Origin of the sequence: Myxococcus sp. CA056, from assembly GCF_013336715.1 — a bacterium.
Lineage (GTDB): Bacteria > Myxococcota > Myxococcia > Myxococcales > Myxococcaceae > Myxococcus > Myxococcus llanfairpwllgwyngyllgogerychwyrndrobwllllantysiliogogogochensis.
In genome coordinates, this window is the sequence record NZ_JABUMT010000001.1 from 1591810 (window position 1) to 1616123 (window position 24314).

The 24314-nt window shown below is 68.7% G+C and carries 19 protein-coding genes; 7 read left to right on the top strand and 12 right to left on the bottom strand.

Annotated features, from left to right (window positions below; genetic code table 11):
- Window positions 1–8: 8 nt before the first annotated feature.
- Window positions 9–1256, bottom strand: coding sequence for a phospholipase D-like domain-containing protein (locus HUA76_RS06475; RefSeq protein WP_174460289.1), 1248 nt, complete (start codon window positions 1254–1256; stop codon window positions 9–11).
- A gap of 425 nt (window positions 1257–1681) precedes the next feature.
- Here HUA76_RS06475 and HUA76_RS06480 point away from each other — a divergent pair, with 425 nt between their 5' ends.
- Window positions 1682–2239, top strand: a complete 558-nt coding sequence (locus tag HUA76_RS06480) for a hypothetical protein (protein ID WP_254613997.1) — start codon at window positions 1682–1684, stop codon at window positions 2237–2239.
- Window positions 2240–2415: 176 nt separating this feature from the next.
- Window positions 2416–2583 (top strand): hypothetical protein, encoded by a 168-nt coding sequence (locus HUA76_RS06485; protein WP_174456011.1) that lies wholly within the window; start codon window positions 2416–2418, stop codon window positions 2581–2583.
- A 91-nt stretch (window positions 2584–2674) separates the two neighbouring features.
- Here the strand turns inward: HUA76_RS06485 and HUA76_RS06490 are convergent, their stop codons facing one another.
- The 4 genes from HUA76_RS06490 to HUA76_RS06505 all read right to left on the bottom strand — a co-directional run bounded on the left by HUA76_RS06490 (window position 2675) and on the right by HUA76_RS06505 (window position 8354).
- A complete protein-coding gene (locus tag HUA76_RS06490) occupies window positions 2675–3898 on the bottom strand; it encodes an ABC transporter permease (protein ID WP_141643964.1) in 1224 nt (407 codons plus the stop codon).
- Window positions 3899–3910: 12 nt separating this feature from the next.
- On the bottom strand, window positions 3911–5137 hold the full coding sequence (locus tag HUA76_RS06495; RefSeq protein WP_174456012.1) for an ABC transporter permease: 1227 nt from the start codon (window positions 5135–5137) through the stop codon (window positions 3911–3913).
- A gap of 97 nt (window positions 5138–5234) precedes the next feature.
- A complete protein-coding gene (locus tag HUA76_RS06500; protein WP_174456013.1) occupies window positions 5235–6386 on the bottom strand; it encodes a cysteine desulfurase family protein in 1152 nt (383 codons plus the stop codon).
- 12 nt (window positions 6387–6398) lie between these two features.
- On the bottom strand, window positions 6399–8354 hold the full coding sequence (locus HUA76_RS06505) for a lysyl oxidase family protein (RefSeq protein WP_174460290.1): 1956 nt from the start codon (window positions 8352–8354) through the stop codon (window positions 6399–6401).
- A gap of 261 nt (window positions 8355–8615) precedes the next feature.
- Between HUA76_RS06505 and HUA76_RS06510 the strand changes: the two genes are divergently transcribed.
- Window positions 8616–10361: a DHA2 family efflux MFS transporter permease subunit gene (locus tag HUA76_RS06510; protein ID WP_174460291.1), complete on the top strand. Its 1746-nt coding sequence runs from the start codon at window positions 8616–8618 to the stop codon at window positions 10359–10361.
- Between the two features lie 7 nt (window positions 10362–10368).
- On the opposite strand, the gene HUA76_RS06515 is transcribed toward HUA76_RS06510, so the two are convergent.
- From HUA76_RS06515 to HUA76_RS06535, 5 genes are all read right to left on the bottom strand, one after another.
- On the bottom strand, window positions 10369–11538 hold the full coding sequence (locus tag HUA76_RS06515) for an adenylate/guanylate cyclase domain-containing protein (protein WP_174460292.1): 1170 nt from the start codon (window positions 11536–11538) through the stop codon (window positions 10369–10371).
- 185 nt (window positions 11539–11723) lie between these two features.
- Window positions 11724–12290, bottom strand: a complete 567-nt coding sequence (locus HUA76_RS06520) for a hypothetical protein (RefSeq protein ID WP_174460293.1) — start codon at window positions 12288–12290, stop codon at window positions 11724–11726.
- 113 nt (window positions 12291–12403) lie between these two features.
- Window positions 12404–13180 carry a hypothetical protein gene (locus tag HUA76_RS06525; protein ID WP_174460294.1) on the bottom strand — a complete coding sequence of 259 codons (777 nt, stop codon included), beginning with the start codon at window positions 13178–13180 and terminating at the stop codon, window positions 12404–12406.
- 8 nt (window positions 13181–13188) lie between these two features.
- Window positions 13189–14211 carry a hypothetical protein gene (locus tag HUA76_RS06530; RefSeq protein ID WP_254613998.1) on the bottom strand — a complete coding sequence of 341 codons (1023 nt, stop codon included), beginning with the start codon at window positions 14209–14211 and terminating at the stop codon, window positions 13189–13191.
- 205 nt (window positions 14212–14416) lie between these two features.
- Window positions 14417–15904 carry a M20/M25/M40 family metallo-hydrolase gene (locus HUA76_RS06535; RefSeq protein WP_174460296.1) on the bottom strand — a complete coding sequence of 496 codons (1488 nt, stop codon included), beginning with the start codon at window positions 15902–15904 and terminating at the stop codon, window positions 14417–14419.
- Window positions 15905–16718: 814 nt separating this feature from the next.
- On the opposite strand from HUA76_RS06535, the gene HUA76_RS06540 reads away from it, so the two are divergent.
- From HUA76_RS06540 to HUA76_RS06550, 3 genes are read left to right on the top strand one after another with little or no spacing between them, the layout of a single operon-like run.
- Window positions 16719–19040, top strand: coding sequence for a PAS domain S-box protein (locus HUA76_RS06540; RefSeq protein WP_254613999.1), 2322 nt, complete (start codon window positions 16719–16721; stop codon window positions 19038–19040).
- A 52-nt stretch (window positions 19041–19092) separates the two neighbouring features.
- Entirely contained in the window at window positions 19093–20193 is a 1101-nt protein-coding gene (locus HUA76_RS06545; RefSeq protein ID WP_371745667.1) for an amidohydrolase family protein, read from the top strand.
- Between the two features lie 2 nt (window positions 20194–20195).
- Window positions 20196–20567, top strand: a complete 372-nt coding sequence (locus HUA76_RS06550; protein WP_141643972.1) for a metal-sulfur cluster assembly factor — start codon at window positions 20196–20198, stop codon at window positions 20565–20567.
- Between the two features lie 93 nt (window positions 20568–20660).
- On the opposite strand, the gene HUA76_RS06555 is transcribed toward HUA76_RS06550, so the two are convergent.
- Complete coding sequence (locus HUA76_RS06555; protein WP_174460298.1) at window positions 20661–21683, bottom strand: isopenicillin N synthase family oxygenase; 1023 nt, start codon at window positions 21681–21683, stop codon at window positions 20661–20663.
- Between the two features lie 411 nt (window positions 21684–22094).
- Between HUA76_RS06555 and HUA76_RS06560 the strand changes: the two genes are divergently transcribed.
- Window positions 22095–23255: an MFS transporter gene (locus HUA76_RS06560; RefSeq protein WP_371823429.1), complete on the top strand. Its 1161-nt coding sequence runs from the start codon at window positions 22095–22097 to the stop codon at window positions 23253–23255.
- Here the strand turns inward: HUA76_RS06560 and HUA76_RS06565 are convergent.
- Window positions 23219–24295, bottom strand: coding sequence for a terpene synthase (locus HUA76_RS06565; RefSeq protein WP_174460300.1), 1077 nt, complete (start codon window positions 24293–24295; stop codon window positions 23219–23221). The two genes, HUA76_RS06560 and HUA76_RS06565, sit on opposite strands and share 37 nt — an antisense overlap.
- Window positions 24296–24314 lie beyond the last annotated feature (19 nt).

Consider the following 24314-nt stretch of genomic DNA (forward strand, 5'->3'; position numbering starts at 1 on the left):
TGGGTTCGTCAGAGATAGTCGCCGATGAAGCCAGGGAGCTGTTCGCCCAGGCGCTGCAGCAGGCCGCGGCGGCGCCACCCATCCCAGTGAATCTCCCGCGAGTGACGCAGGTCCTTCTCGAACGCGGCGGCGAGCCGTGCAGCCAGCGCCTCGTCCTCCACCACCAGCGAGCACTCGTCCGACGTACTCAGCGCCAGCGGGTCCAGGTTCGTCGAGCCCACCACGGACAGGTCCTCGTCCACGAGCATCGTCTTCGAGTGCATCATCGACAGCTCGTACTCCCAGATGCGCACGCCGCCCTCCAGGAGCCGCGCATACGTCGCGCGCTGCGCCGCGTGCACGGGCGCGATGTCGTGATGACGCCCGGGAACCACCACGCGCACGTCCACGCCCTGCTTCACCTTCTCCAGCAGCATGTCGCTGATGGCCTCGGACGGGATGAAGTACGAGTTGGCGATCCACAGCCGCCGCCGCGCCGCCGCGATGGTGAGCAACGTCATCCGCCGCGCGTCGGAGAGGAACCGGTTCTGCGTGCTCGCGACGAAGCCCGCGCGAGCCCCACCGCGCACGGCGAGCTCCGGAAACGCCTCCACCGGAAGGAAGTCCCCACCCGCCTCCTGCCAGTTCTGGGCGAAGGCCACCTGCATGTCCCGCACGACAGGCCCTTCGACACGCACGCTCATGTCCCGCCAGAACTCCTCCCCCTCCGCATCACCGAGCCAGCTCTTCCAGATGCCAAAGCCCCCGGTGATACCCACCTCGCCATCACGCACCACCAGCTTGCGGTGCATGCGCGTCTTGATGCGCGCCGCATCGAGTGACGGCAGTGCCCCCTGCATCGGCCGGAAGACGCGCACCTCGCAGCCCGCGTTCGACAGCTCCATCCCCACAGGCTCGAAGTTGACGCTGCCCAGCGGGTCCACCAGCACGCGACACGCCACGCCGGGATGCCGCTCGCGAATCGCGCGCACCAACTGCTCCGACGGCTCTCCCGGACGCCAGATGTAGCTGGCGATGTGGATGCTGGAGCGCGCGGCGCGAATCTCCGCCTCGAGCACGTCGAACACGTGCCCGTTCTCCACCAGCTCCACGCCATGCCCGGGGGCCAGCGGAACACCGAGCGACTGGAAGAACGCGAGCGAGCGCGTCTCTCCCGCTCCGGTGGGCAGAGAGCGCAGCCGGAGGTCATGCCGATGGTTCGGAGCAGGGCACCCGGCGACGAGCAACGCGACGAGCACGGAGCAGGCCAGCTTCACCGTCCGAAGCTAGTGGCTCCCCGCCCGGTCGGCACCTGCCAACGGACACACCCCGGGCCGTCCAGCCGCCAACACCTCGGGACGAGCACAGTGTGCGACGCAGGGCACTCGGGCCATGGGCCCGGTGGAGCCAGGGCCCGCGAGTGAGCACCCTCCTCGTCCGCACCCGGCCCGCGAGCCCCATGCCAAGACCGCCTCCGAGAGCACCTTTCCTCCTGAGCACCTGGCTCCTCGCGCTCCTGCTCGGAACCCCCTCCGCGTCCGCGTCACCAGGCCACTTCGCCGCGGACGCACCGCTGCGACGAACGGATCCGCGCGATACGAACGCCGAGGGGCCGCGCGCGCCGCACGACCCACGAAGCGCCCTCTCCCGCCGTGACGACACCACCTCCGCGGCAAGCCCCGACGGAACGCGCCTGCCCGGCATGAGCGGTGTCCCCGTCCCCTCGGCCCCAGAAGACCTCCCGCTGTCCACGGGCGCATGGGTCGCCCACGGAGGACTGGCCCTGCTGCCACTCAGTGGCGTGTGGGGCGCGACGCGCGTCGGCGGTGACACGCGCCTGGGCGCCACCGCGTCGGAGACCGCCGCTGGAATGCTCGCGGGATACCTGCCCTCACGCCTGCTCTTCCTCCGACCCACCACGCCGGGCGGAGGACGCTGGGCGGACCTGGAAGTCGCCGCATTCGGCGGAGGACTCCTGTTCACCCCGCCCCTCGCCGCGCTCGGCACCTGGGGAATGGGCGAGCTCGCCTTCGGACGCAGCCAGGACCAGACCGACGCCTACCTCGGAGCACTCGGCGGCGCGGCCGCGGGCACCCTGCTCGCCGCCGCTGTCGACGGCCTGCTGTCCAAGCTGGCCGAGCCCAGCACCCGCCTCAAGAGCGCACGCGCCCTCATCGGCCTCGCCCTCATCGGCGCGGGTGCGACCCTCGGCTACCAATGGGCCGGCGGTGGGCCTCGCTCCAACCAACACACTCGATAGTTACAAGCGCGCCACACCACCGCTTTGAGCAGCGATGTCTCACCGGCTCGCTGCGTGCGAGTCTTTCCGGCAAAGCCACACGCCCAGAGCTATTCTTGATTTCTTAGTTGTTATCAATTGCGTTCAATACCATGCTTGCCGGGCCGTACAGACACGCAGTCTGGAGACACACCCCCATGTCGGCTCTCAAGAACCTCCGTGTTGCTGCCGCCCTCACCGCGCTCGTCGCTGTCTTTGGTGTGACCACCGGTTTCACGACCGAGGCCCCCAAGTCCGAGTGCGCTCCGTTCTGTTACAAGCACCCCATCACCGGCCAGCTCATCTGCACCGGCCCCTGCCCGTAATTCCCGGGGTCTAGACGTTCAAAGGGGCCCTGTCCGCTGTACGCGGGCGGGGCCCCTTTTCGTGGGACACGGCGGGACTGCGGGTGGCGCATTACTCCGTGCGCATCGCCTCCACGGGGTCCAGCTTCGCGGCGCGAGCGGCCGGATAGATTCCGAACCCCAGCCCCACGCCGCTGCTCATCGCCAGGGCCACGCCCACCGCCCAACCCGGCACCTCGGTGGGCAGGCCGAGCACCCAGCGCGCCAGGTGCGCCAGCCCCACACCCAGGGCGACTCCCAGCACTCCGCCGGTCAGCGACAGCACCACCGCCTCCGTGGCGAACTGCGCGAGGATGCGCCGCTTCTTCGCGCCCAGCGCCTTGCGGATTCCAATCTCCCGGGTCCGCTCCGTCACCGCCACCAACATGATGTTCAGGATGCCGATGCCGCCCACCAGGAGCGACAGCAGGCACACGCCGAAGCTGGCCACGGAAATCACCTGGGAGATGTTGTTGAACATCTCCGTGGAGCTCTCGTTGGAGAACACGAAGAAGTCGTCCGCCTCCAGCGGCTTCAGCCCGTGACGCCGCCGCATCAGCACCGTCACCTCGTCCTGCGCCCGCTTCAGCACCTCCGCCGAGTGCGCCTGCACGCTCACCCGGAAGTTGTTCAGGCCGTACAGCGGACGGAACGCCGTCAGCGGCATCATCACCGTGTTGTCCTGGCCGCCACCGCCCAGGAAGCTGCCCTTGCGCTTCGTCGTCCCCACCACCGTGAAGTTGCGGCCCTGCAGGCGGAACGTCTGCCCCAACGGCTCCATCCCCGGCCACAGCGTGTCCGCCAAATCCGGCCCGATGACCGCGACGCGCCGGCCATCCAGGTACTCGGTGTCCGTGAAGGCGCGGCCGGTGGCCACCACCACGGAGTTCGTCTGGAAGTACTCCGGCGTCCCGGACCACACGCCGATGTTGGCGCGCGTCTCGCGCTGCTGCGTGGACAGCTTCTGTCCACCCTTGGAGTCCTCCCCCGCCGCCGTCAGCACCGAGGGCAGCTCGCGGATGGCGTCCAGGTCCTCGAAGGTGAACCGGGGCCGGCGCGACAGCTCCGCCAGGGACAGGTTGCCCGCGCCGAAGGGCAGCCGCTGCACCTGGAAGCAGTTGGCGCCCAGCTCGGACAGGTTCTCGTTCACCTGGTTCCGCAGGCCCTCGATGAGCCCCATCATCGCCACCACCGTGGTGGCGCCGATGACGATGCCCAAGAGCGTCAGGAAGGAGCGCAGCGGGTTGGAGACGAACGTCCCGAACGCCAGCCGCAACGTGTCCAGCAAGGCCATCATCGCGGTGTCTCCTCAGTCATGGCGGAGCGCTTCCACGGGGTCCAGGTTCGCCGCGCGCGCCGCGGGCCAGATGCCGAACAGCAGGCCCACCGTGGCGGCGAAGCCCACGCCCGCCACCACCGTCAGCGGCTCCACCGCCGCCGCCAGCGGCGTGATGAACGACACCGTCTTCGCCAGCCCCAGCCCCACCAGCGTCCCCAGGGTGCCGCCCACGGCGGACACGCTGGAGGCCTCCAGCAGGAACTGGATGATGATGGTGCGCTTCTTCGCCCCCAGCGCGCGGCGCACGCCAATCTCCCGCGTCCGCTCGCGCACCGACACCAGCATGATGTTCATGATGCCGATGCCACCCACCAGCAGCGTGATGAGCCCCACGCCCGTCGCCGCGCCGTACAGCGCACCGGTGAGCTTGGCGTACATGTTGGCGAGCTGCTCGGGCCGGTTGATGGCGAAGTCGTCCTTCACCCCGGGCGGCGTCCCGCGTGCGCGACGCAGCGCCGCGGTCATATCGTCCACCACGTCGAGCGTGTTTTCGGGCGAGTCCACCGACACCATGATGTTGGGCGAGTTGCGCTTGCCGAAGTGCTCCTGGAAGGTGCGGTACGGAATCAGCACCGTCATGTCCTGATTCTCACCGAGCACGGTGCCCTTGGGCTCCAGCGTGCCCACCACGCGGTAGGGCCTGCCCGCCAGGAGGATGCGGTGGCCCACGGGGTCCAGCCCGGGGAACAGCGTGCGCGTCAGCTCCGCGCCAATGACGACCACCGGCGAGCGCGTGTTCACATCCGCGTCGGTGAGGAAGCGACCCTTGTCCACGGTGTAGGAGGAGATGATGGAGTAGTCCGCCGTGGTGCCCGCGGCCAGCACGCCCGTCATGCGCCGGTCCAGGAAGCGCACCTCCGCCCTGTCGTAGAAGATGGGCGCCGCCGCCACCACGTGCTCCGAGGACTGGAGGATGGCGGGTATCATGTCCACGGTCAGGTTCTTCCGGTTGCGGTACTCCCACCAGTCACCGCCCATGGCCCAGGGGAACTTGGACACCTGGATGGTGTTGGCGCCGATTTGCGCGAGCTGGTCCGCGAAGGACTGGTTGATGCCCTGGATGATGCCGACGATGGCCAGCAACGTGCAGACACCCACGCCAATCCCCACCGTCGTCAGCACCGTTCGCAGGCGGTTGGCTCGCAGCGAAAACAGCGCGATGCGCCCGCCCTCCCACACGTCGACCCTGATGCTCACGTGAAACACCCTCTCGCGTCGGCGGTGGCGCCGCACCGGCGGCACGCTCCGGTACCACGCCCTACGCCGGAAGCGGGGCGATGATTGCACGGAGATTTCAGCCCGCCACCTGTCTCCACCCGCGCGCCAGTACAACCACCGCCTGATCCACTTCTTCCGGGGAAGTGTCGGGCCCCAGGGAAAGGCGCACCGCGCCCAGGGCGTCCGCTTCCGGGATTCCCATCGCCCGCAGGACAGGCGAGGCGGACTCACCCCCGTCGTGACACGCCGACCCCGTCGACGCGGCCACCTCCGGCGTCGCCGCCAGCACCGCTCCACCCCGCACCCCTGGGAAGCGCACATGGAGCGTGTTGGGCAGCCGCTCGGCCCCCTGCCCGCTCAAGACGATGCCCGGCACCGCCTCGCGAAGCCCCGTCCACAGCCGCTCCCGCAGGGCCCCGAGCGCCGCGCTCCCACCCCGCGCCAGCCGCCTGCCCGCCAGCTCACATGCGACGCCCAGCCCCACCGCGTACGGCACGTTCTGGGTCCCCGGCCGCAGCCCGCGCTCCTGTCCTCCGCCGAGCGTCACCGCGCGCAGCGGCGTGCCCTCGCGCACGTACAGCGCGCCCACGCCCTTGGGGGCTCGCAGCTTGTGCCCCACCAGCGTGAGCAGGTCCACGCCGAGCGCATTGACGTCCACCGGCACCTTCCCCACCGACTGCGCCGCGTCCGTGTGCACGGTGGCGCCGTGACGGTGGGCCCGCGCGGCGACATCCGCCACCGGCTGCAACACGCCCGTTTCGTTATTGGCATACATCAGTGACACGAGTGCGGTCTCTTCGCCCTCGGCGGCGAGCGCGCGCTCGGCGTCCTCCACGCGCACGCGGCCCTCGGCGTCCACCGGCAGCCAGGTCACGCGCCAGCCGCGCCATTCCAGCGCGTCGCAGGGCAGCGTCGTGGCCGGGTGTTCGATGGTGGAGGTGAGCAGGTGGCGCCGCTCCGCGCGGGCCTCGGCGGTGCCCCGGATGGCCAGGTTGTTGGCCTCCGTGCCGCCGGAGGTGAAGAGGATTTCGGAGGGCTTCGCGCCGATGAGCGCGGCCACCTGCGCGCGCGCCATCTCCAGTGCCTCATGGGCGCGGCGTCCATACGGGTGCGCGCTGGACGGGTTGCCGAAGTGCTCGCGGAGGTACGGCAGCATGGCGTCCACCACCTCCGGGTCCACGGGGGTGGTGGCGTTGTGGTCCAGGTACAGCGGGCGCTCGGGGCTCATGGCCCCGCAGGATTACGGCAGCACCGTGACGGTGTCTCCCTCCAACCGCACCGGGAAGGCCACGGTGTTGGGGTGGACCGTTCCCTCCTCGACGATGTCCCGGGTGTCCACGCTGACCTGGAACGAGTACGTGCCGTCCGCCACGTCGGTGATGTCCACCCACTGGCACGGGGTGTCGAGCGTGTAGATGTCCGACCAGCCCGCGGAGATGCCCATGGGCTCGTGGAAGGTCGAGGCCGCCGCGTCCGAGCAGTAGCTCTGGACGTCCACCAGATAGTAACCCTGCTTGCGCCCCGTCATCACCGCGTTGCCCGCCGAGTCGCGCAGCTCGTACGCGGCGAAGTTGGTGAGGTGGTCATGCCCGTGGCACTCGTCGAAGACGTAAAGGTCCGGGTTCTCCTCGATGGGCGGGAGGACCGCGGCCTTGTTGCCCAGGTTCTGGATGGAGGTGCTGAAGCGCAGGAGCTTGCGGCGACCCGGCGCGAGCACGCACTGCTCCTTCACCTCGCAATCCTCCTCCTCGAAGTTCCTCCACACCACATGCACCGTGCGCTCGAGCACGTCCTGGTCCACGGTGAGGTCCGGCTTGCCGTTCACCTCGTCCACCTGGAGTCCACAGGCCTGGGGCGACGGCAGGTGCGGTGGCGTGGCGGGCGTCGCGGGCACCTGCCCTCCGGCATGGATGGACACCTCTCCCATGGGCACGTCGAGGATGTCCCCGAACTCGGTGGTGGCCACCACCAGGTCATCGTAACCGTCGCCGTTCAGGTCCCCGGGCACCGCGATGGAGTAGCGCCGGTAGGTCCCATAGCCGCTGGGGACCGCGTCCGCGCGCGGCCAGGCCCAGACGGGGTGCATCGACTGGGAGATGCCGTCCTTCGGTGAGAAGAGGTACAGCCGTCCCGAGGAGTGCAGCACGAAGTCGTTGCGCACGCCGTCCCCATCCATGTCCCCCACGGAGGCCAGACCGGCGAAGCTGCTGACGTAGGGGAACGCGGGGTCGCCCTGGGTGGACCAGGCGGGCGTGGGGGAGAAGGTGCCGTCCGGCTGGGAGAAGTGGAACTGGAACGGGCCCGACTCCGAGAACGCGAAGGTCTCCGGATGTCCGTCGCCATTCAGGTCCGGGTGGAGGTTGCCGCGTCCGACCAGGGTCTCGATTCGCCAGGGTTCGGCGGAGATGGGGCCGTCGCACGCGAAGGCGCTCCCGGGCTTGCAGCCCAGGAAGTAGCCCAGGTTGCCACCGCCAAACCCCAGCGACACGTCCTCGGCCCCGTCTTTGTTCAGGTCTCCCACGAACGAGGCCCTCAAGTACCCCGTGCGCGTGCGAGCGAGAGTGAACAGACCGCCCTCTCCTCCCGCCCCTGGCGTGGACAGGTAGAAGCGCTGCGAGGCGCTGTGATTGGCGACGAGGTCGTCGAGCCCGTCGCCATTCAGGTCCACGAACAGGCTGTTCTGGAAGGTGCCATTGCCTGGCACGCGAAAGGACGGCGCGGACAGCATCGCCGCCAGGTCCGCCTGGCCCAGGAAGACGGAGACGCCGTAGCGGCCATACACGAGCAGGTCCGCGTAGGCATCTCCATTCACTTCGCCGGACTCCACGCGGAGCTGTTGTCCGGAGGCGTTCGGGTGCGTGTTCTGCCAGCTCAGCGCGGCGGACACGGCCTGCGTGGAGAAGAACTTCTCCTGCCCCACGAAGATGGACAGGCGTCCCGGGTTGCGTGAGCTGACGAGCAGCTCCTGACAAGCCTGCGAGCTCACCGCCAGATCCTTGCGACCATCTCCATCGAAGTCCGCGAGGGCCACGGAGCTGCCGAAGCACTCGTCGGGGAAGCTTGGGTCCGCCTTCACCTGCCACAGCGGCGTCTCGGAGAGCGTGGGCTTCGGCACAGGAGGCGGCTCCTCGTCCTTGCAACCCACCAGCGACGACAGCAGGCACACGACGACCAGCGACCTCGAGGACACACGCATGAGCGACTCCTCTGTGACCAGGAACAGGATTGAAGGCAGACGCATCGCGGGCGTTCCTCTCGAGCGCCGGGGGGGTAGAGGGGCCCAAGGCTATTCCCGCGGCCCCGCGACTGCTGCCAGATGCTTGTCCCATGACCAGCATCTCTCCACGCGCCAGGCGTCTGTCATCTCGCCAACGCGACCTGTGGGAGCGCTGGCACATCACGCGGACAGCGCCCAAGTTCGCGCGAACCCTTCGCACCGAAGGGCCTTCTCGCGAACATGGCTCCGTCCGCCGCGCCCACGTCTCCGGATGCAGCGCCCGCCGCGTTCCCCGCGTTCACCCGCGCACAGAAGGTCTTCACGATGCTGGGCGCGCTGCTCGGGCTGCTGCTCGCGGCGCTGGACCAGACGATTGTCGCCACCGCGGGCCCGGCCATCCAGGCGGACCTGGGGATTTCTCCGGCGCTCTACCCGTGGCTCACCACGTCGTACCTCGTCGCCTCGACGATGATGGTGCCCGTGTGGGGGAAGCTGTCTGACCTGCTCGGCCGCCGCGCGGTGCTGGCCGCGGGCATCGTCGTCTTCCTGCTCGGCAGCTTCCTGTGTGGCGTGTCGCGCTCCACGGTGTCGCTCGTCCTGTTCCGCGCGGTGCAGGGGCTGGGCAGCGCGGCGCTGTTCACCGGCGCACTGTCGGTCGTCGCCGACCTCTTCCCGCCCCGCGAGCGCGGCAAGTACCAGGGCCTGTTCGGCGCGATGTTCGGCCTGTCGAGCGTGGTGGGCCCGCTCGCCGGTGGCTTCATCACGGACCGGCTGGGCTGGCACTGGGTGTTCTTCATCAACCTGCCGGTGGGCACGGTGGCGCTCGCGCTCGTGCTGCTGCGCATGCCGAAGCTGCGGCCGGAGGGCGTGTCCCGGGGGAAGCTCGACGTGACAGGCGCGGTGCTGCTCGCGCTGGCGGTGGTGCCGCTGCTGCTCGCGCTCAGCCTGGGACGGGGCTCGGACCAGGTGGCCCATGGGGGCGGCTGGGCGTGGGGCTCATGGCAGGTGCTGGGGATGTTCGCGCTGGCGGCGGCGGGCACGGCGCTCTTCATCCGCGAGGAGCGACGCGCGCGGGAACCCCTGTTGGACTTGAAGCTGTTCCGGCAGAGGACGTTCGGCCTGGGGAACGCGGCGGTGTTCATCATCGGCGCGGTGTTCCTCTCGGGCGTCGTGTTCCTGCCGCTGTTCATGGTGAACGTGGTGGGGCTGTCGGCGACACACTCGGGGCTGACGCTGACGCCGCTGACGTTGGGCGTGGTGGCGGGCAACGTGCTGAGTGGACAGCTCGTGTCGCGCCTCGGCCGTTACAAGGGGCTGATGCTCGGCTCGCTCGTGTTGCTGATGGTGGGCTTCACGGTGATGGGCTTCACGCTGACGCCGGACTCCACGCAGGCGGAAGTCACGGTGAAGATGGTCCTCGTGGGCGTGGGCCTGGGGCCGTCGATTCCGCTCTACACCCTGGCCATCCAGAACTCGGTGTCACCGCAACAGATTGGCGTGGCCACGTCGGCGGCGACGTTCTTCCGACAGCTCGGGATGACGCTGGGCGTGGCGCTGATGGGCGCGGTGTTCGCGACGACGCTGTCCCATGAACTGGGGACCCGCGTGGCCAGCGCCACCGAGGGACTTCCACCCCATCTCCGCGCGGAGCTGGTGTCCGAGGTGCCTGGCGCGGGAGGCGAAGGGGGCGCGGCGCGAACGGCCTTCCACGCGGAGGAGGTGAAGCAGCGGGTGCGCGCGGAGCTGGAAGCCGAGCGTCAACGGGTGAAGGCGTCGGACAGCGCCGTGGCGGGTGTGGATGCCCAGGAGCAGCGCGCGCTGGAGGCCGTGGACCGGACGGACCGGGCGCTGAAGGAGTCCTTCACGCGCGCGGTGAAGGCGGTGTACCGCTGCGCCATCCTCGTCGCGTTGCTCGCGTTCCTGGTGACGCTGCGACTGCCGGAGCAGCCGCTGCAACGCGGGAGGGTGCGGACACCGGCGAAGTGAAGCGCGCTCACGCGAAGGTGCGCGCGGAGGACTCCGACTCGAGCGTGTAGATGTGCACGGGGTGGGGCACGCCCTTGACGGGCTGGTGGCCCAGGTCCTTCACGCCGCCGCGGTAGTGGGCGACGAAGGATTCGGAGAGCAGCACGGGCACGTTGTGCCCCGCGCACAGGCCAGCGATGCGGCTGGCCAGGTTCACCGCGGGGCCAATGACGGTGAAGTCGAGCCGGTCCGAGGCACCAATGTTCCCGTACATCACGTCGCCCACGTGGAGCGACGCGCCGAACTCGTAGGGCGTCAGGCCCTCGCGGCGGCGGTTGGCGTTGTCGCGCGCGCAGACGGCCACCGCCTGATGGATGGTGCGCGCGGCGGCCTCGCACCGTTCCTCCACCGGCGAGTTCTCGTCGATGCGATAGATGGCCAGCACCGCGTCGCCCATGAACTTGAGCACCTCCGCGCCGTGCGAATGGAAGGCGCTGACCATCGTCTCGAAGTAGGCGTTGAGCAGCTCCAGCAGCGCATCGCGAGGCAGCGCGTCCGACAGCGCGGTGAAGCTGCGCAAGTCACTCAGACAGATGACGGCGGACGTGGTCTCTCCGTCACCGCGTCGAATCTGTCCCTGGAGGATGCGTCGGCCGGTGTCGCGGCCCAGGTACGTGTCGAGCAGCACGCCCGTCATGTCCCTGCGAGCGATGACCTCCAGCACCAGTTCGAGCAGCGGATGCAGCGCCTGGAGCATGGCGCGGTGTGCGTCGGTGAAACCTCCGGGCACGGACGTGGACCAGGAGACCGCGTGGCGCGAGCCGTCGCTGAAGCAGACGGGCAGCGCGAGGTACTCGGTGAGGCCCTCCGCGCGCAGCTCGGCGAACATGGGGAAGTCGTCCTCGCCCAGAGGCGCCTCCAGCCGACGGTCGATGATGGGCAGACCTTCTTGCAGGGCCTTGAAGGGGCTGCGCGAGAAGGCGGGCAGGTGCTGGAGGCCGTGGGGGTGGACCTCCGTGGTGCCGTGTTGACCGGGGCGCCAGCGGAAGCTCTTCGCGTGGAGGAGGGGGTGCAGCGTGAAGAGGACGATGGACACCCGGGACAGCGGCACGCCAAGCGCGAACAGGCGCTCACACAGGCCTTCCAGCAGCGGGGCGGGACTCGCCAGCCGCCTCGCCTCCGAGGTGAGCCAGTCCATCACTTCCCCGGCAGGGGTATCACGGCGAGGCCGCGAGTCTCCAGCAGTCACAGTCACGAAGCACTCACCACTTCCCCGGCGGGGCCGTGCCGGGAGAAGCGTCACGGAACCATGACGTCACCAGGGCGTCAACGACGTGCCAGGGGAGCGGGCAGACAGGTGCCCGTCCTCGCCCCATCCCGGACTCAGGAAGGAAGGGGCCTCGATTCGAGCCACACGTCGAAGGCGGTCGTCGCGAAGAGATGACCTTCCGCGAGGTGCTCCAGGTACTTCGCGTCCGTCACCTCGACGGCCAGGTCGAAGCGGTGCATGCGCGCCCAGGCGGCCTCCAGGAACAGCCACCGCCCCTGGTCCTGGAGGGGAGAGATTTCCTCGAAGGTCTCCCGGAGCTTCTCCTCGCCGACGTCGTTGTACCGCTCCAGGACGGAGGTGCGCTCCACGAAGCGGGGCGTATGCCGGGCATGCCACTTCGCCTCGAAGACGTTGGCATTGCCCGCGTCCTTGTGGAGCGACGAGGGCGCCTTGGCGGTCTTCTCCGCCAACGCGAGGTGCGCGTTAGCCACGGCGGGCGGCGCGCTCCTCACCAGATAGCGGGTGTCCCCCGCGCGCTCCTTCGCATCGAGGAGCAGCATCAGCGCGAAGGACCGGGTGTTGGCGTAGTCCGCCAGACCTCCCGCGAACCCCGTCAGACACTGGAACGTGACCGTCCGCTCCTCGACCTTCCCCACTCGAACGTAGAACGCCTCGGACATGAGCCCCTTCCGGGATGAGTCAGCAGGGGCGGCATCCTAGGTCACGATTGCCACCTGGATACAAAAGCAAGTAACACAGCATTCGAGAGAACCCGCGCGAACGAGCCTCAGGGTCAGAGCTCCGCGAACAGGTCGACGACGGCCTGGGCCAGCAAGGCGCGCTCCTCGTCTTCATGGCTGGCGGCATACGTGAGGACATCCTGGACACCCTTCGAGTGAGCATTCCAGAAGAGCGTCAGCAACCTGTCGCGAAGTGCTCGCCCGTCCTCTCCAGCAGCCTGGAGCGAAGCACGGACAGCCTCGGTCCCCACCAGCTTGACGTATACGAACATGTCGAAGCTGTCCTTGGCCTTTTCGGGTCGAAGCTCGCGTTTGGCGCGCTCCTTCATCGAGAGGAAGCCCGCGGCGTCGGGCAATAGAATCGACAAGGACTTGCCACCCACCTTGAGCGATACGAGCCGACGCCGACCCAGCGCGATACGTGCATCTGGAAGCGGCGTCATCCGCGTGAGGAGCTCCGAGACCTCGCTGCCGTCAGGCGCGAAGAGGTCCAGGTCCATGGTTTGTCCACTCGGCATGGTCTTCGACCAGCGGAAGTCTCGCGCTTCCCTCTTGAAGCCCCGCTCCCTGAGGACCTCCAGAAGCCGCCCCGCCATGAACTCCGACCCATCCAAGTCGAACAACAGGTCTGGCTCGAAAGAGAAACCTCGCTCGACCACCGTACCGGTGTCCGTCTCGACAGAGATGACTCCGGTGCCACCTCGCAGACGAGACTCCATCGCGAGCACCTGCCCTCCAATAAGCATCACACTGAAGGAGAGGTCCCCCAGGTCGAGCAGCAGTTCTCTCAACTCCTCCAGGATTTCATCGAAGCGCTCTTCGTCCGTCACCGTGCCTCTTAGGAGACAGGCAGCGCCCGCGCGAAGCGTTTGAGGAGTTCCTCCGCCTGCTCGGGTCCCCTTCCACCACTGTGATGGAAGTCCACCGTCAGTTGGGGCAGTGCAACACCAGGGCCGTGCCGCAGGTGTCGCTGGGCGAAGTAGATGCCCCCCTCTTCTGTCTCCGCGGCGGGGTCCGCGCGATGAATCAAGAAGTTGTGCGGCGTCATCCTGCGCAGGCCGAAGGCGCTAATGGCGGCATCCAGTGAGCCGGAGAGGTAGAGCCCATGGGGTACGCCCGAGACGAACCGCTCCTCCGGCGCCAATGCACTGGCCAGTGTGAAGACGGCGCGAATGCCCTGGGACGCCAGCTTGAAGTACCCATCGTGGAGCCGGTCCGGCGTCGTGGACGGTGCGTTGAACCCCTCCTTCGAGATGGCCGTTGGCCGACCGCTGTTCTTCCACTCCTTCAGCAATCCCGCCGGCTCTCTCAGCCGGAAGCCGACGCCTCGGCCTCCCTCCACATATCCGGACTGGATGAGCTTTTTGATGACGCCATGGGCATACGCGTAGCTCGTCTGCGTCCGCTCGGAGAGAGCGCGCACCGTCCACGTCTCCTCGGGCGACTGGAGCAGGACGCGCACGATGCGGCTCCCCTTGCCGTGGAACACGGGCTCCCGGGGAACACGACTCGAGACTCCTCGCCCTTGGACTCGGACAAAGGTGCTCCCGGTGCGCAGGAAGAAGGTTCCCCGTGAGTCGACCAGCGCCATCTCCGCTTCCGCGCACGCATCCAGCACACGGGGAGACGCCGAGTCCGTGACGAGCATCGGCAAGCGGAAGGCGGGCAGTCCGTGAGCCTCGGATTCTCTTCGCCGGAGCTGCTCGCGCAGATCCGCCAGCTTCTCCCGCTGCGCCAGCACATCCACGGGGAACAGCGGTGCCCGGTAGCTCAACAGCACCGGCACCCGGGCCTCCGGCAACCGGACCTCCGCGAGGTCATAGGTGGACTCGCCGCCCGGCCCCGTTCGGGGAACGACCAACGCCTCCTGGCGGACCAGCTCCACGCCTCGTGGAAGTGCGGGCGGATTTTCCCAGAATTCTTCCCTGAAATGAGGTCGCTCAGGCTTCATTCAATTTTGTCGATATTGGCGGTTTTGACAGCAATCTGGCAGCAGATTGACAGCAAACCGCCCGATATCGACAAAATTGAGCGCTTCCACGCGCAGCGAACCGCGAGTCCGCTCCTCAGTGCCCCGCGCTGGCCTTCTGGGGCGCGGCCACGGGCGCAGAGCCGGGCGGCGCGGCGGGTGCCTCCGGGCGGACGAGCGTGTCCGGGGACTCGGCCAGGGCGTACGTCACCCACGCGGTGGCGGCGGTGCTGCGCGCCAGGTCCTGTGGGTCCACCTTGTCCAGCGTGTCCGCATGCGTGTGGTGCACGTCGAAGTAGCGGCTGGAGTCCACCTCCACGCCGAAGAACGGCACCCGCGCCGGCAAGAGCGGGCTGATGTCCGCGCCCCCCGCCTCACGCGTGGAGAAGTTGGCCGCGCCCAGCGCCACCAGCGGCGACAGCCAGGGCTTGAGCAGTTCCTGCCCACCCGCGCCCGCGCGCAGGCTCACGCCCACCGGACGCCCACCGCCCGCGTCCATCTCCATGGCCGCCACGTGCCGGGACAGCTCCGCCGCGTGCGCCTCCGCGTACGCGCGCCCACCGCGCAGCCCGTTCTCCTCGTTCATGTAGAGCACCACCCGCACCGTGCGCCGAGGCGCCTGCGGCAGCTTCGCGATGAGCCGCGCGGCCTCCATCACCATCACCACCCCCGCGCCATCGTCATGCGCCCCCGTGCCCACGTCCCACGAGTCCAGGTGCGCGCTGATGAGCACGATTTCCTGCGGCTTCTCCCGGCCCCGAATCTCCGCGACGACGTTGTGCGAGTCCGCGTCCGGCAGCTCCGAGCACCCCAGCACCAGCTTCACGCGCACCGCTCCCTTCTCGAGCTGGCGGTGCAGCAGATCCGCGTCCTCCGTCGTGATGGACGCCGCGGGGATGCGCGGGCCCTCGTCCTCGAAGCGCGTGGACCCCGTGTGCGGCGTGCGCAGGGACGCCGTCGCCAGCGAGCGCACCAGCGCTCCGGCCGCGCCCGCCTTCGCCGCCAGCGCGGGGCCTCGGCCACGCAACCCGGCGAAGCGGCCGTAGTCCGCGGCCACCGACATCGTGTGATTGAAGAAGACAATCTTCCCCTTCACCCCGTCGCCCAGCGCGGCGAGCGACTCCAGCGACGTCACCTCCACCACCTCCGCCGTGAGCCCCTCCGGCGCGGTGGGAGGACTGCCGCCCAGCGCGAGCAGGAACAGCGGATGGCCACGCGTGCGCTCGGACGCGAGCACCTCACCCCGCTCCTCCCCTCGCACCCAGCGCGGCACCTTCACGGGCTCCGTCCACGCCTTCACGCCGTCCGCCTTGAAGCTCCGCAGCGCCCACTGCACCGCGGCCGCCGCGCCCTCGGAGCCCGACAGGCGCGGTCCAATCCCATCCGTCAGCTCCGCGAGCCGCGCATAGGAATGGCCTTCCGTCAGCGCGGGCCCCACCAGCTTCTCCGCGACGGCCAGGGGCGGCGTGAAAGCCTTCGCCGTCTGGGCGGGCTTCGTGGGCGCGGACTTCGTGGCAACCTGCGCGGCCCCCGAGACGAGTTGCAGCGCGAGGGATGAAGACAGGATGAACGTGGAGACGGGCAAGAGGACCTCCGAAAGAGGCGCCCACTCTCCGCCCGGCCCTGGGGGCTCGCAAGCGAGATGCGCTCCACGCGGGGTGCGAGCGAGGCGTGCCTGCCTGGTGATTTCGAGGAGCTTGCCGGGAATCCCAGGGGCCACCGCGCGCCGAGAGGGGGAACGCGGCGCGCGGGGCTCAACTGGGACTTCATACGGCGATATCGCTTTTGGGGGAGGCGATTACCGCCGCTGCGTCTCACTCTTTGGGAGGAAACGTGGCGGGCATGTTGAAGATCATTCTCAACGACGTCAAGCCCGGTACCTCACTCAGCGTACAAGCGGACATAATTTCCCGGGTGAAGGTTCACTTTTACAGCACCGCTGACAAAAAGAGGGTGTGGAAGTGTGTTCTGGGCTGGCGGGGAGATCAAAGCCTGCCATCCGGACGCGCGCCTCCGCCCCACGACGTCTGCCCAAACCTCCACCCTTCCCTGACGTGGTGGATATGGGTTGCCGTCCTGGAAGACAGACGTGGTGCGCACTGAAGCCCTGCGCACCCAGCCTGCGGTGGATTCGCACCCCCCTTGGCAACCTGAACAGCGCTTCGACAATGCGACAGGAATTGGCACGCGCCGTCACCGCTCGGCTCCGTGGTTGCCCAGCACCCGGGCACACGTCCGCGCGCTCGGCCCAACGAATTACGGACATGCATTTTTTCCTGAAATGGTGTCTATGTCCGTGAAGACTCGTTTATCCCCGTCATGCACCAAGCGACGTACGGCCCCCTCCCCCCAGGGCCGTGGCGTCTCGCGCCCCTGGGCGTTGAAGGAACGCAATGTTGATGGAGCAGTGGGCTCACCGCTTCTTCGAGCTCTCCACCGAGTTGTTCGTGGTGCTGGGCGCGCAGGGTCGGATTCTGGAAGCCAATCCGGCCTGGAACGTGACGGTGGGTTGGTCTCCCACGGAGCTGCGACTCGAAGGCTCCCGGGGCTTCATCCACCCGGAGGACCTCTCGGCGGTGGAGGCGCGGCTGGAGTCGCTGGCGCGTACCACGGGCACCATGCGCTTCTCCTGTCGGTGGCGGTGTCGGGACGGCACGTGGGCGTGGCTCGTGTGGAGCGCGGCCTGCTCCGCGGCGGGTGGGCCGCTGTACTGCACGGTGAGAAGGCTGGAGTCGCCTCCCGCGCTCGACAAGGAGCGCGGCGCCGTCGCGGAGGCGAATGGCCCGGTGCCACCGTGGGCGATGAGCGACAGCCTGCCGCTGGGTCTGTACGTGGTGGAGGTCCGCTCCGGCACCGTCCTCTACGCCAACCACCGCTTCTGCCAGCTGTGGGGCATCGAGTCGCTGGAAGGCGCGATGCGCAAGGGCCAGGTCTCCCACGAGGACGTGCTGGGCCACTGCCTGCGCGCGGGTGAGGCCGCGGCCTTCCTGCGCCTCAACCCCACCACCGCGGAGTCGGACGCCCCGCCACCGCTGCACGGGGACGAGGCGGTGCTCGCCAACGGCCGGATGCTGCGTCGGCTCTCCACGCCCATGGGCGCCAGCGGCGACGAGTCGCGCTACCGGTTGTTCGCCTTCGAGGACGTCACCGAGCGCAAGCGCACGGAGGAAGCATTGCACCGCTCCGAGCAGAGCTTCCGCAAGCTCATCGAGACGGCGCCCGAGGCCATCTTCGTCCACCGGGACCAGCGCTTCATCTACGTCAACCCGACGCTGCTGCGCGCGCTGAGGTACGACCACGCCAGCGAGCTGATGGGCCGGCCCATCTGGACCATCGTCCACCCGGATGACCTGGACGTGGTGCGCCAGCGCGTGCACGCCGTGGTGGCCCGGGGTGAGCTGGCTCCGCTGCGCGAGATTCGGTACATGCGCCGCGACGGCACCTGGTTCGACGCGGAGAGCGCGGGCCTGCCCGTCGACTTCGACGGCGTGGGCGCGGTGGTCGTCATGGCGCGCGACATCACCGAGCGCAAGCGCATGCAGGCCCAGCTCCTCCAGTCGGACCGCATGGTGCTCGCCGGCACGCTGGCGGCGGGCGTGGGGCACGAAATCAACAACCCGCTCACCTACGTCATGGCCAATCTGGAGTCGGCCATGGAGTCCATGGTGCGGCTGGGTGGGGAGCTGGGGCGGATGCTGCCGGATGGGGCGCTCGCGCCGGGCTGGTCCGTGTCCCTGAAGGACACCGGGGAGCTGCTCAAGGAGGCGCTCGAGGGCGCCACGCGCGTGCGCAACATCGTCCGGGACTTGAAGTACATCTCCCGCCAGGAGGAGGAGCGGCGGGAGCTGCTGGACGTGAGGGAGTCGCTGGAGTTCTCCCTCAAGCTGGCCTCCAGCGAGCTGAAGCCCCGAGCCCAAATCGTCAAGCGCTACGAGGACGTGCCGCTCGTCCACGCGGATGCGTCCCGGCTGGGGCAGGTCTTCCTCAACCTCGTCGTGAACGCGGCGCAGGCCATCCCCGAGGGAGACCCGGCGAACCAGCAGGTGACGCTCTGGGTTCGCCCCGGCGTGAATGGCGGCGTGGCGGTGGACGTGAGCGACACCGGCTCCGGCATGCCACCCAGCGTGCTCGCGCGCATCTTCGACCCGTTCTTCACGACGAAGGCGGTGGGCTCGGGCACGGGGCTGGGGCTGTCGATCTGCCACGGCATCATCCAGGGGCTGGGCGGTGAAATCACCGTGCGCAGCGAGCCGGGGCGAGGAACCACGTTCACGGTGCAGCTGCCACCCGCGCCCGCGGACGCGGCGCCTCGCGAGGTGCCTTCCGTGGCCGCGCCGTCCTCGGAGCGCAGCGGCCGGCTGCTGGTGATTGACGACGAGCCCGCGGTGGGCCGCTCACTGGCGCGCATCATCGGAAAGCGGCACCAGGTGACGGTGGTGGGAAGTGGCGAGGAGGCGCTGACGAAGCTGACCTCCGGCGGCCCGTTCGACGCCATCTTCTGTGACCTGATGATGCCGGGCATCACCGGCATGGATGTCTACGAGCGGGTGCGGGAGCGGGAGCCCGGGCTGAGCCTGCGCTTCATCTTCATCACCGGTGGCTCGTACACCACCCGGGCGCGCCAGTTCCTGGAGCGCATTCCGAACCCGCGCATCGAGAAGCCCTTCGATGCGCAGATGATTCAACAAATCGTCGGAGAAGTGCTGGCGGTCGACGCCTGACGTCGCCGGGCTTGCCACGAATGAGTGAGACTTCACCGCGCCGGATTTCCCGGTGCGCATCCGAAGGGAGTTCCTGGTGATTGGCGGCGGTTTCGTCATCGATGCGGTTACGCATGCGTACAACCTGCACCCGTCCAACTGGCGCGCGGGGAAGTACGCCGAGTCCCTGGCACAGCTCATCTTCGGACTGCACAGCGGGTTGTCCAACGACTCGCACCGCGTCCCGCAGGCCGACCAGTTCATGAAGGACTGGTCCGTGGACGAGCTGGCGCACATCCTCTTCGTGGAGAGCGACATCGACCTGGCGGTGCACCACGTGCTGCCGCTCCAGACGCTCTACACGGATGGGCTGTGTTCGTACGAGAAGACGGTGGACATCAAGCGGCGCTTCCCGGACCGCTTCCTCGTCTACGCGGGCGTGGACCCGCTGCGGGGCACGGCGGCGCTGGAGGACCTGGAGCGGCAGGCGGAGGAGCTCAAGCCCACGGGCCTGAAGCTCTATCCGGCCGCGTGGCTGGGAGACTCGTTCAAGCACACCGGCTGGCGGATGGATGACCCGAGCATCGCGTTCCCCCTGTTCGAGCGGGCGCGCAAGCTGGGCATCAAGAACATCGCGGTGCACAAGGGCCTGCCGATGGGGGCGGTGCCGCTGGAGCCGTACAAGGTCGACGACATCGGCGGCGCGGCGGATGCGTTCCCGGACCTGAACTTCGAAATCGTCCACGGCGGCATGGCGTTCCTGGACGAGACGGGCATGCAGCTGTCGCTGTTCCCCAACGTGTACGTCAACCTGGAGGTGACGGGCGCGTTGCTGGTGAAGCGGGAGCGCTGGTTCGCGGAGTCGCTGGCCGCGCTGCTCAAGTGGGCGGGCCCGTCGAAAATCATGTGGGGCTCCGGGACGGTGTTCAGCCACCCGCAGCCGGCGCTGCACAAGTTCTGGCACGACTTCCAACTGCCCGAGGAACTGGTGCAGATGGCGGGCATGCAGGTGACGCCAGAGGTGAAGCGGATGATTCTCTGCGACAACTACGCGCGCTACGCCGGGGTGGACATCGAGGCGGTGAAGAAGCGCATCGAGAACGATGCGTTCTCGCGCAAGCGCGCCAGGGGCGACATCAAGCCCTACAGCTACCAGCAGGAGGCGCGGCCGTGACGATGGAAGCGGCGCTGCGCGAGCGCATCCAGTCGATTCCGGACCCGTGCAGCCTGGCGACGGGGGTGCCGCTGGGCATTGGAGAGATGGGGCTCATCCAGAGCGTGGAGCACCGCGACGGCAAGGTGACGGTGCGGCTGCACATCACGTCTCCCATGTGCATGATGGCGGCGTACTTCATGCGGGAAATCGAGCAGCGCCTCACGGGTCAGGAGGGCGTCGAGTCGGTGCACGTGGAGTTCGACCACGACCTGAAGTGGACGCCGCAGGACATCCAGCCCGAGGCGCGTGAGCGACTGGCGGCTCGGCGCATCACCATGCTGGGTGGGCGCCTGTTGCCGCGCACGGAAGCACCGGCGACAAGCGGGAGCTGAGCGACGCGGACGCGCGGCGGGCCCGAGGGTCCGCTCGTCGCGGCGCGCGGTGAGGTCGAGGCGAGAGGCTTTCGCCTCGACGCCACGCGTGAACTACAGCACCCGCCGCACGAGCTGCGGGAACACCTTCGACACCTTCCCCAGCAGATAGTCACCGTAGGTGCCCTCGAACGCGTGGACGCTCGCTCCGTCCCAACGCCGAGCCCGGTCCTCGTCCACATCCGCCGAAGCCACATTCGGCAGCGGCTGGACCTCCGCCGCGAAGTCCGGGTCGAAGAAGAGCGGGAACGAGAGCCTGTCTCGCCCACTCACGTTCTTCACCCGATGCGGCGTGGAGCGATACCAACCACCCGTCAGCCGGTCGAGCATGTCGCCGATGTTGCACACCAGCGTCCCCTGCAGCGGCGGCGCCTCCACCCACCCGCGTCGCGACTTCACCTGCAGCCCACCATTCGAGTCCTGCGCGAGCAACGTCAGCAACCCATAGTCCGTGTGCTCCCCCACGCCCCAGCGCTCTTCGCCATCCGCGGGCTCCGGCTCCGCGGGGTAGTGGAAGACACGGAACAGCACCGTGGGGTCCGCCGTGTACGTCCGGTGGAAGTAGTCCCGCTCCAACCCCAGGCTCTCCGCCACGCCCTCCATCAGCGCATGCGCCGCGCGAGTGACACCGGCCATGTAGTCGAGCACCACCGCGCGCAGCCCCGGCACCTCCGGCGGCCACAGATTCGCACCGTGCAGCGGCCAGCCCGCCCTCACTCGAGGATGCTCGGGCCCCAGCTCCGTGCCCAGATAGAGCCCTTCCTTGCGGTCCGGCTTCCCCGACGTCAGCTCGCCTCCCAGCGGGAACCAGCCACGCCACGCAGGCCCGCCGTGCGCCATGGCGATGGCCTCCTTCGCCTCACGCGGCAGCGCGAAGAAACGGTGACTCTCATCCTCCAGCCGCGCGAGAACCTCGTCCGAGACCCCGTGGCCGGAGACATAGAAGAAGCCGGTGTCACGACACGCCTGCTCGATTTCACGCGCCACCCGCTTCCGTGCCTCGGAAGGGGACGCGTCGAACAGCGGGGACATGTCGATGACGGGCAGACGCTCCGGCGCGGTGGTGACTCCAGCCATACCCGGAAGCCTACACCGACCCGCACTCGTGGAGCCCGACCTCACACCTGTCCTCCACGAGAACCCCTGCGCACTCCCTGGCCCGGCGTTACTTCCCTCGCACCCATCTACCTCGCGGCTTCCACGCGTGCGGTGCTCCCGCTTTCCCCTCGACCACCAGGACAAACAGGCTGACTAAAGCCTCACGTGCTGTTGAACCCGGGCGCACTCCAGGAACCCCCTCCACCTCACGGCATCCACGCGCGCAGTGCTCCCACGCACTCCGTGCCCACCAGCAAGCAGGCGTGACGCGCCTCACACGCCGCTGGACCTGAGCGCACTCCAGGAAGAGAGTGCGCCGCGCCTCCCATGTCGACACGAGCACCCTCGGAACCGTCTCACACCACCCTCAGCTCCGGGCTGGTGTGGCTCATGGCCGCCGCCTCCGGCGCCACCGCCGCGAACCTCTATTACAACCAGCCCCTGCTCGGAGACATCGGCAGGGAGCTGAACGCCTCCGGCAGCTCGCTCGGCCTCGTGCCCACGCTGACCCAGGTCGGCTATGCGGCGGGCATGCTGCTCATCGTCCCGCTCGGTGACAGCCTGGAGCGACGGCGCGTCATCGTCACCATGTCCGCGCTGGTGAGCCTGGCCCTCGTCGGCGTCGCGCTCGCGCCCACCCTTCCGTGGCTCGTGCTCGCCAGCTTCATCGTGGGCGCCACCACCATCGTCCCGCAGCTCCTCGTGCCCTTCGCCGCGCACCTGGCCCCCGCCGCACAGCGCGGCCGTGTCGTCGGAACCGTCATGAGCGGCCTGCTCATCGGCATCCTCCTGTCGCGCACCGCCGCCGGCTTCGTGGGCACCCACCTGGGCTGGCGCTCCATGTTCTGGATCGCCGCCGGGATGATGCTCCTGCTCGCGCTGCTGCTGCGCTTCACCCTTCCCTCGCAGCCGGCCGTGGCCGCCATGCCCTACCCGGAGCTGATGCGCTCGCTGGTCCATCTGGCTCGCACCGAGCCCGTGCTGCGCATCCACTCCGTCCTCGGCGCGCTCACCTTCGGCGCCTTCAGCGTCTTCTGGTCCACGCTCGCCCTGTACCTCCAGAGCCTCCCCCAGCACTACGGACCCCAGGTCGCCGGTCTCTTCGGAGTCGTCGGCGTCGTGGGCGCGTTGATCGCCCCCCTCGTGGGCCGCTACGCGGACTCGCACGGGGGACGGCGCATCAACATGCTGGCCATCGGCGTGCTGCTCCTGTCCTTCGTGCTGATGTGGCCGCTGGGCCAATGGCTGTGGGGCATCGCGCTGGGTGTCGTGCTGCTCGACCTGGGCGCCCAGGGCAACCACATCTCCAACCAGACGCGCGTCTACGCCCTGCGCCCGGAGGCTCGCAGCCGCCTCAACACCCTCTACATGGTGACGTACTTCGCGGGCGGCGCGGGCGGCTCCTGGCTGGGCACCACCGCGTGGACCCACTGGGGCTGGGCGGGCGTATGCGCGTCGGGCGCGGCCCTGTGCCTCGTGGGACTCGCCGTGCTCGGACTGAGCCGAAACAACGCTCAGCCCTCCGACGACACACAGCCCCACCACCACTGAATCGAGCGAACGGGCAGCGGCTCCAGCGTCGTGACGTCCACGAGAGGCATCTCGAGCGCCACGACGCCTTCCGCGGAGGAGCGCACCTCTCGCTCGAAGTAGCGACCGGACCGGTTGCTCCAGTCGATGTTCGCGCGCACGAAGTTCCCCAGCCCCTTCAGGTACAGCGACAGTTCCAGACTCGCACTGGACTGTCCCTGCGCCAGCAATCGCAGGAACAGCGCCATCACCGCGTCCCGCATCCTCACCGCCTCGCGAGTGGCCTCCTCCATCGAGCAGCCGCGCTCGTGCATCAACACCGAGAGGAGGTTGTGCTGGTCCTCGCCACGGCGCGATTCCTTCCCGTGGGAGATGAGGTCGTTGTCCCAGACGACAATCGTCCCCGCCACCTCGCCCGCCGCGCGCACCAGGGGACGCGCCAGCTCCTCGGTGGACACCTCGTGCTGGTTGACGATGTCGATGAGCGTGGGACACACCATCGCCGCGCCGCTGTAGAGCCTGAGCACCGTGTAGCTGTCGACGTCGCAGACGCGCTGGTCGTCTCGGTTGGCCGCCTCCCAGACCTGCGAGTACAGATAGGAGCGGACCGCGTCGGACCAGCGACGCAGTTGCACCGGGCTCGCATGGACCTCCATCCGCAGCCGCAAGTCCCGCAGGCTTTGGGCATACGGGTCGTCGGGAAGCACCTCCGCGTGGGGCGAGTCCAGCAGATGCCCCAACCAACCGGCATACACAGCCATCCCGTGAGGCCGCTGTCCGAAGCGGCCCTCGTCGCAGAAGGCGTCATCGAACGCGAAGAGCCACATGACGAAGTCGGCGGCGGCCTGGAGCGATGCCTCCGTGCCTGAAGGCATGATGCGCGCGACGAATTCCCCCACACGAATCCGGGAGAGGCGCAGCCGCTCCTGCTCATCGGGGTAGATGCCCTGACGCGTCATCCACTCCACGCTCCGCGCCTCCACCTCCTCCGCGCGAGGATGGAGCTCCGGGGAGATGGGGCAGTACAGCGACAGTTTCTCACGCGCTTCCGAGGGGTCCACGTCACGACTCCGGGTCCAC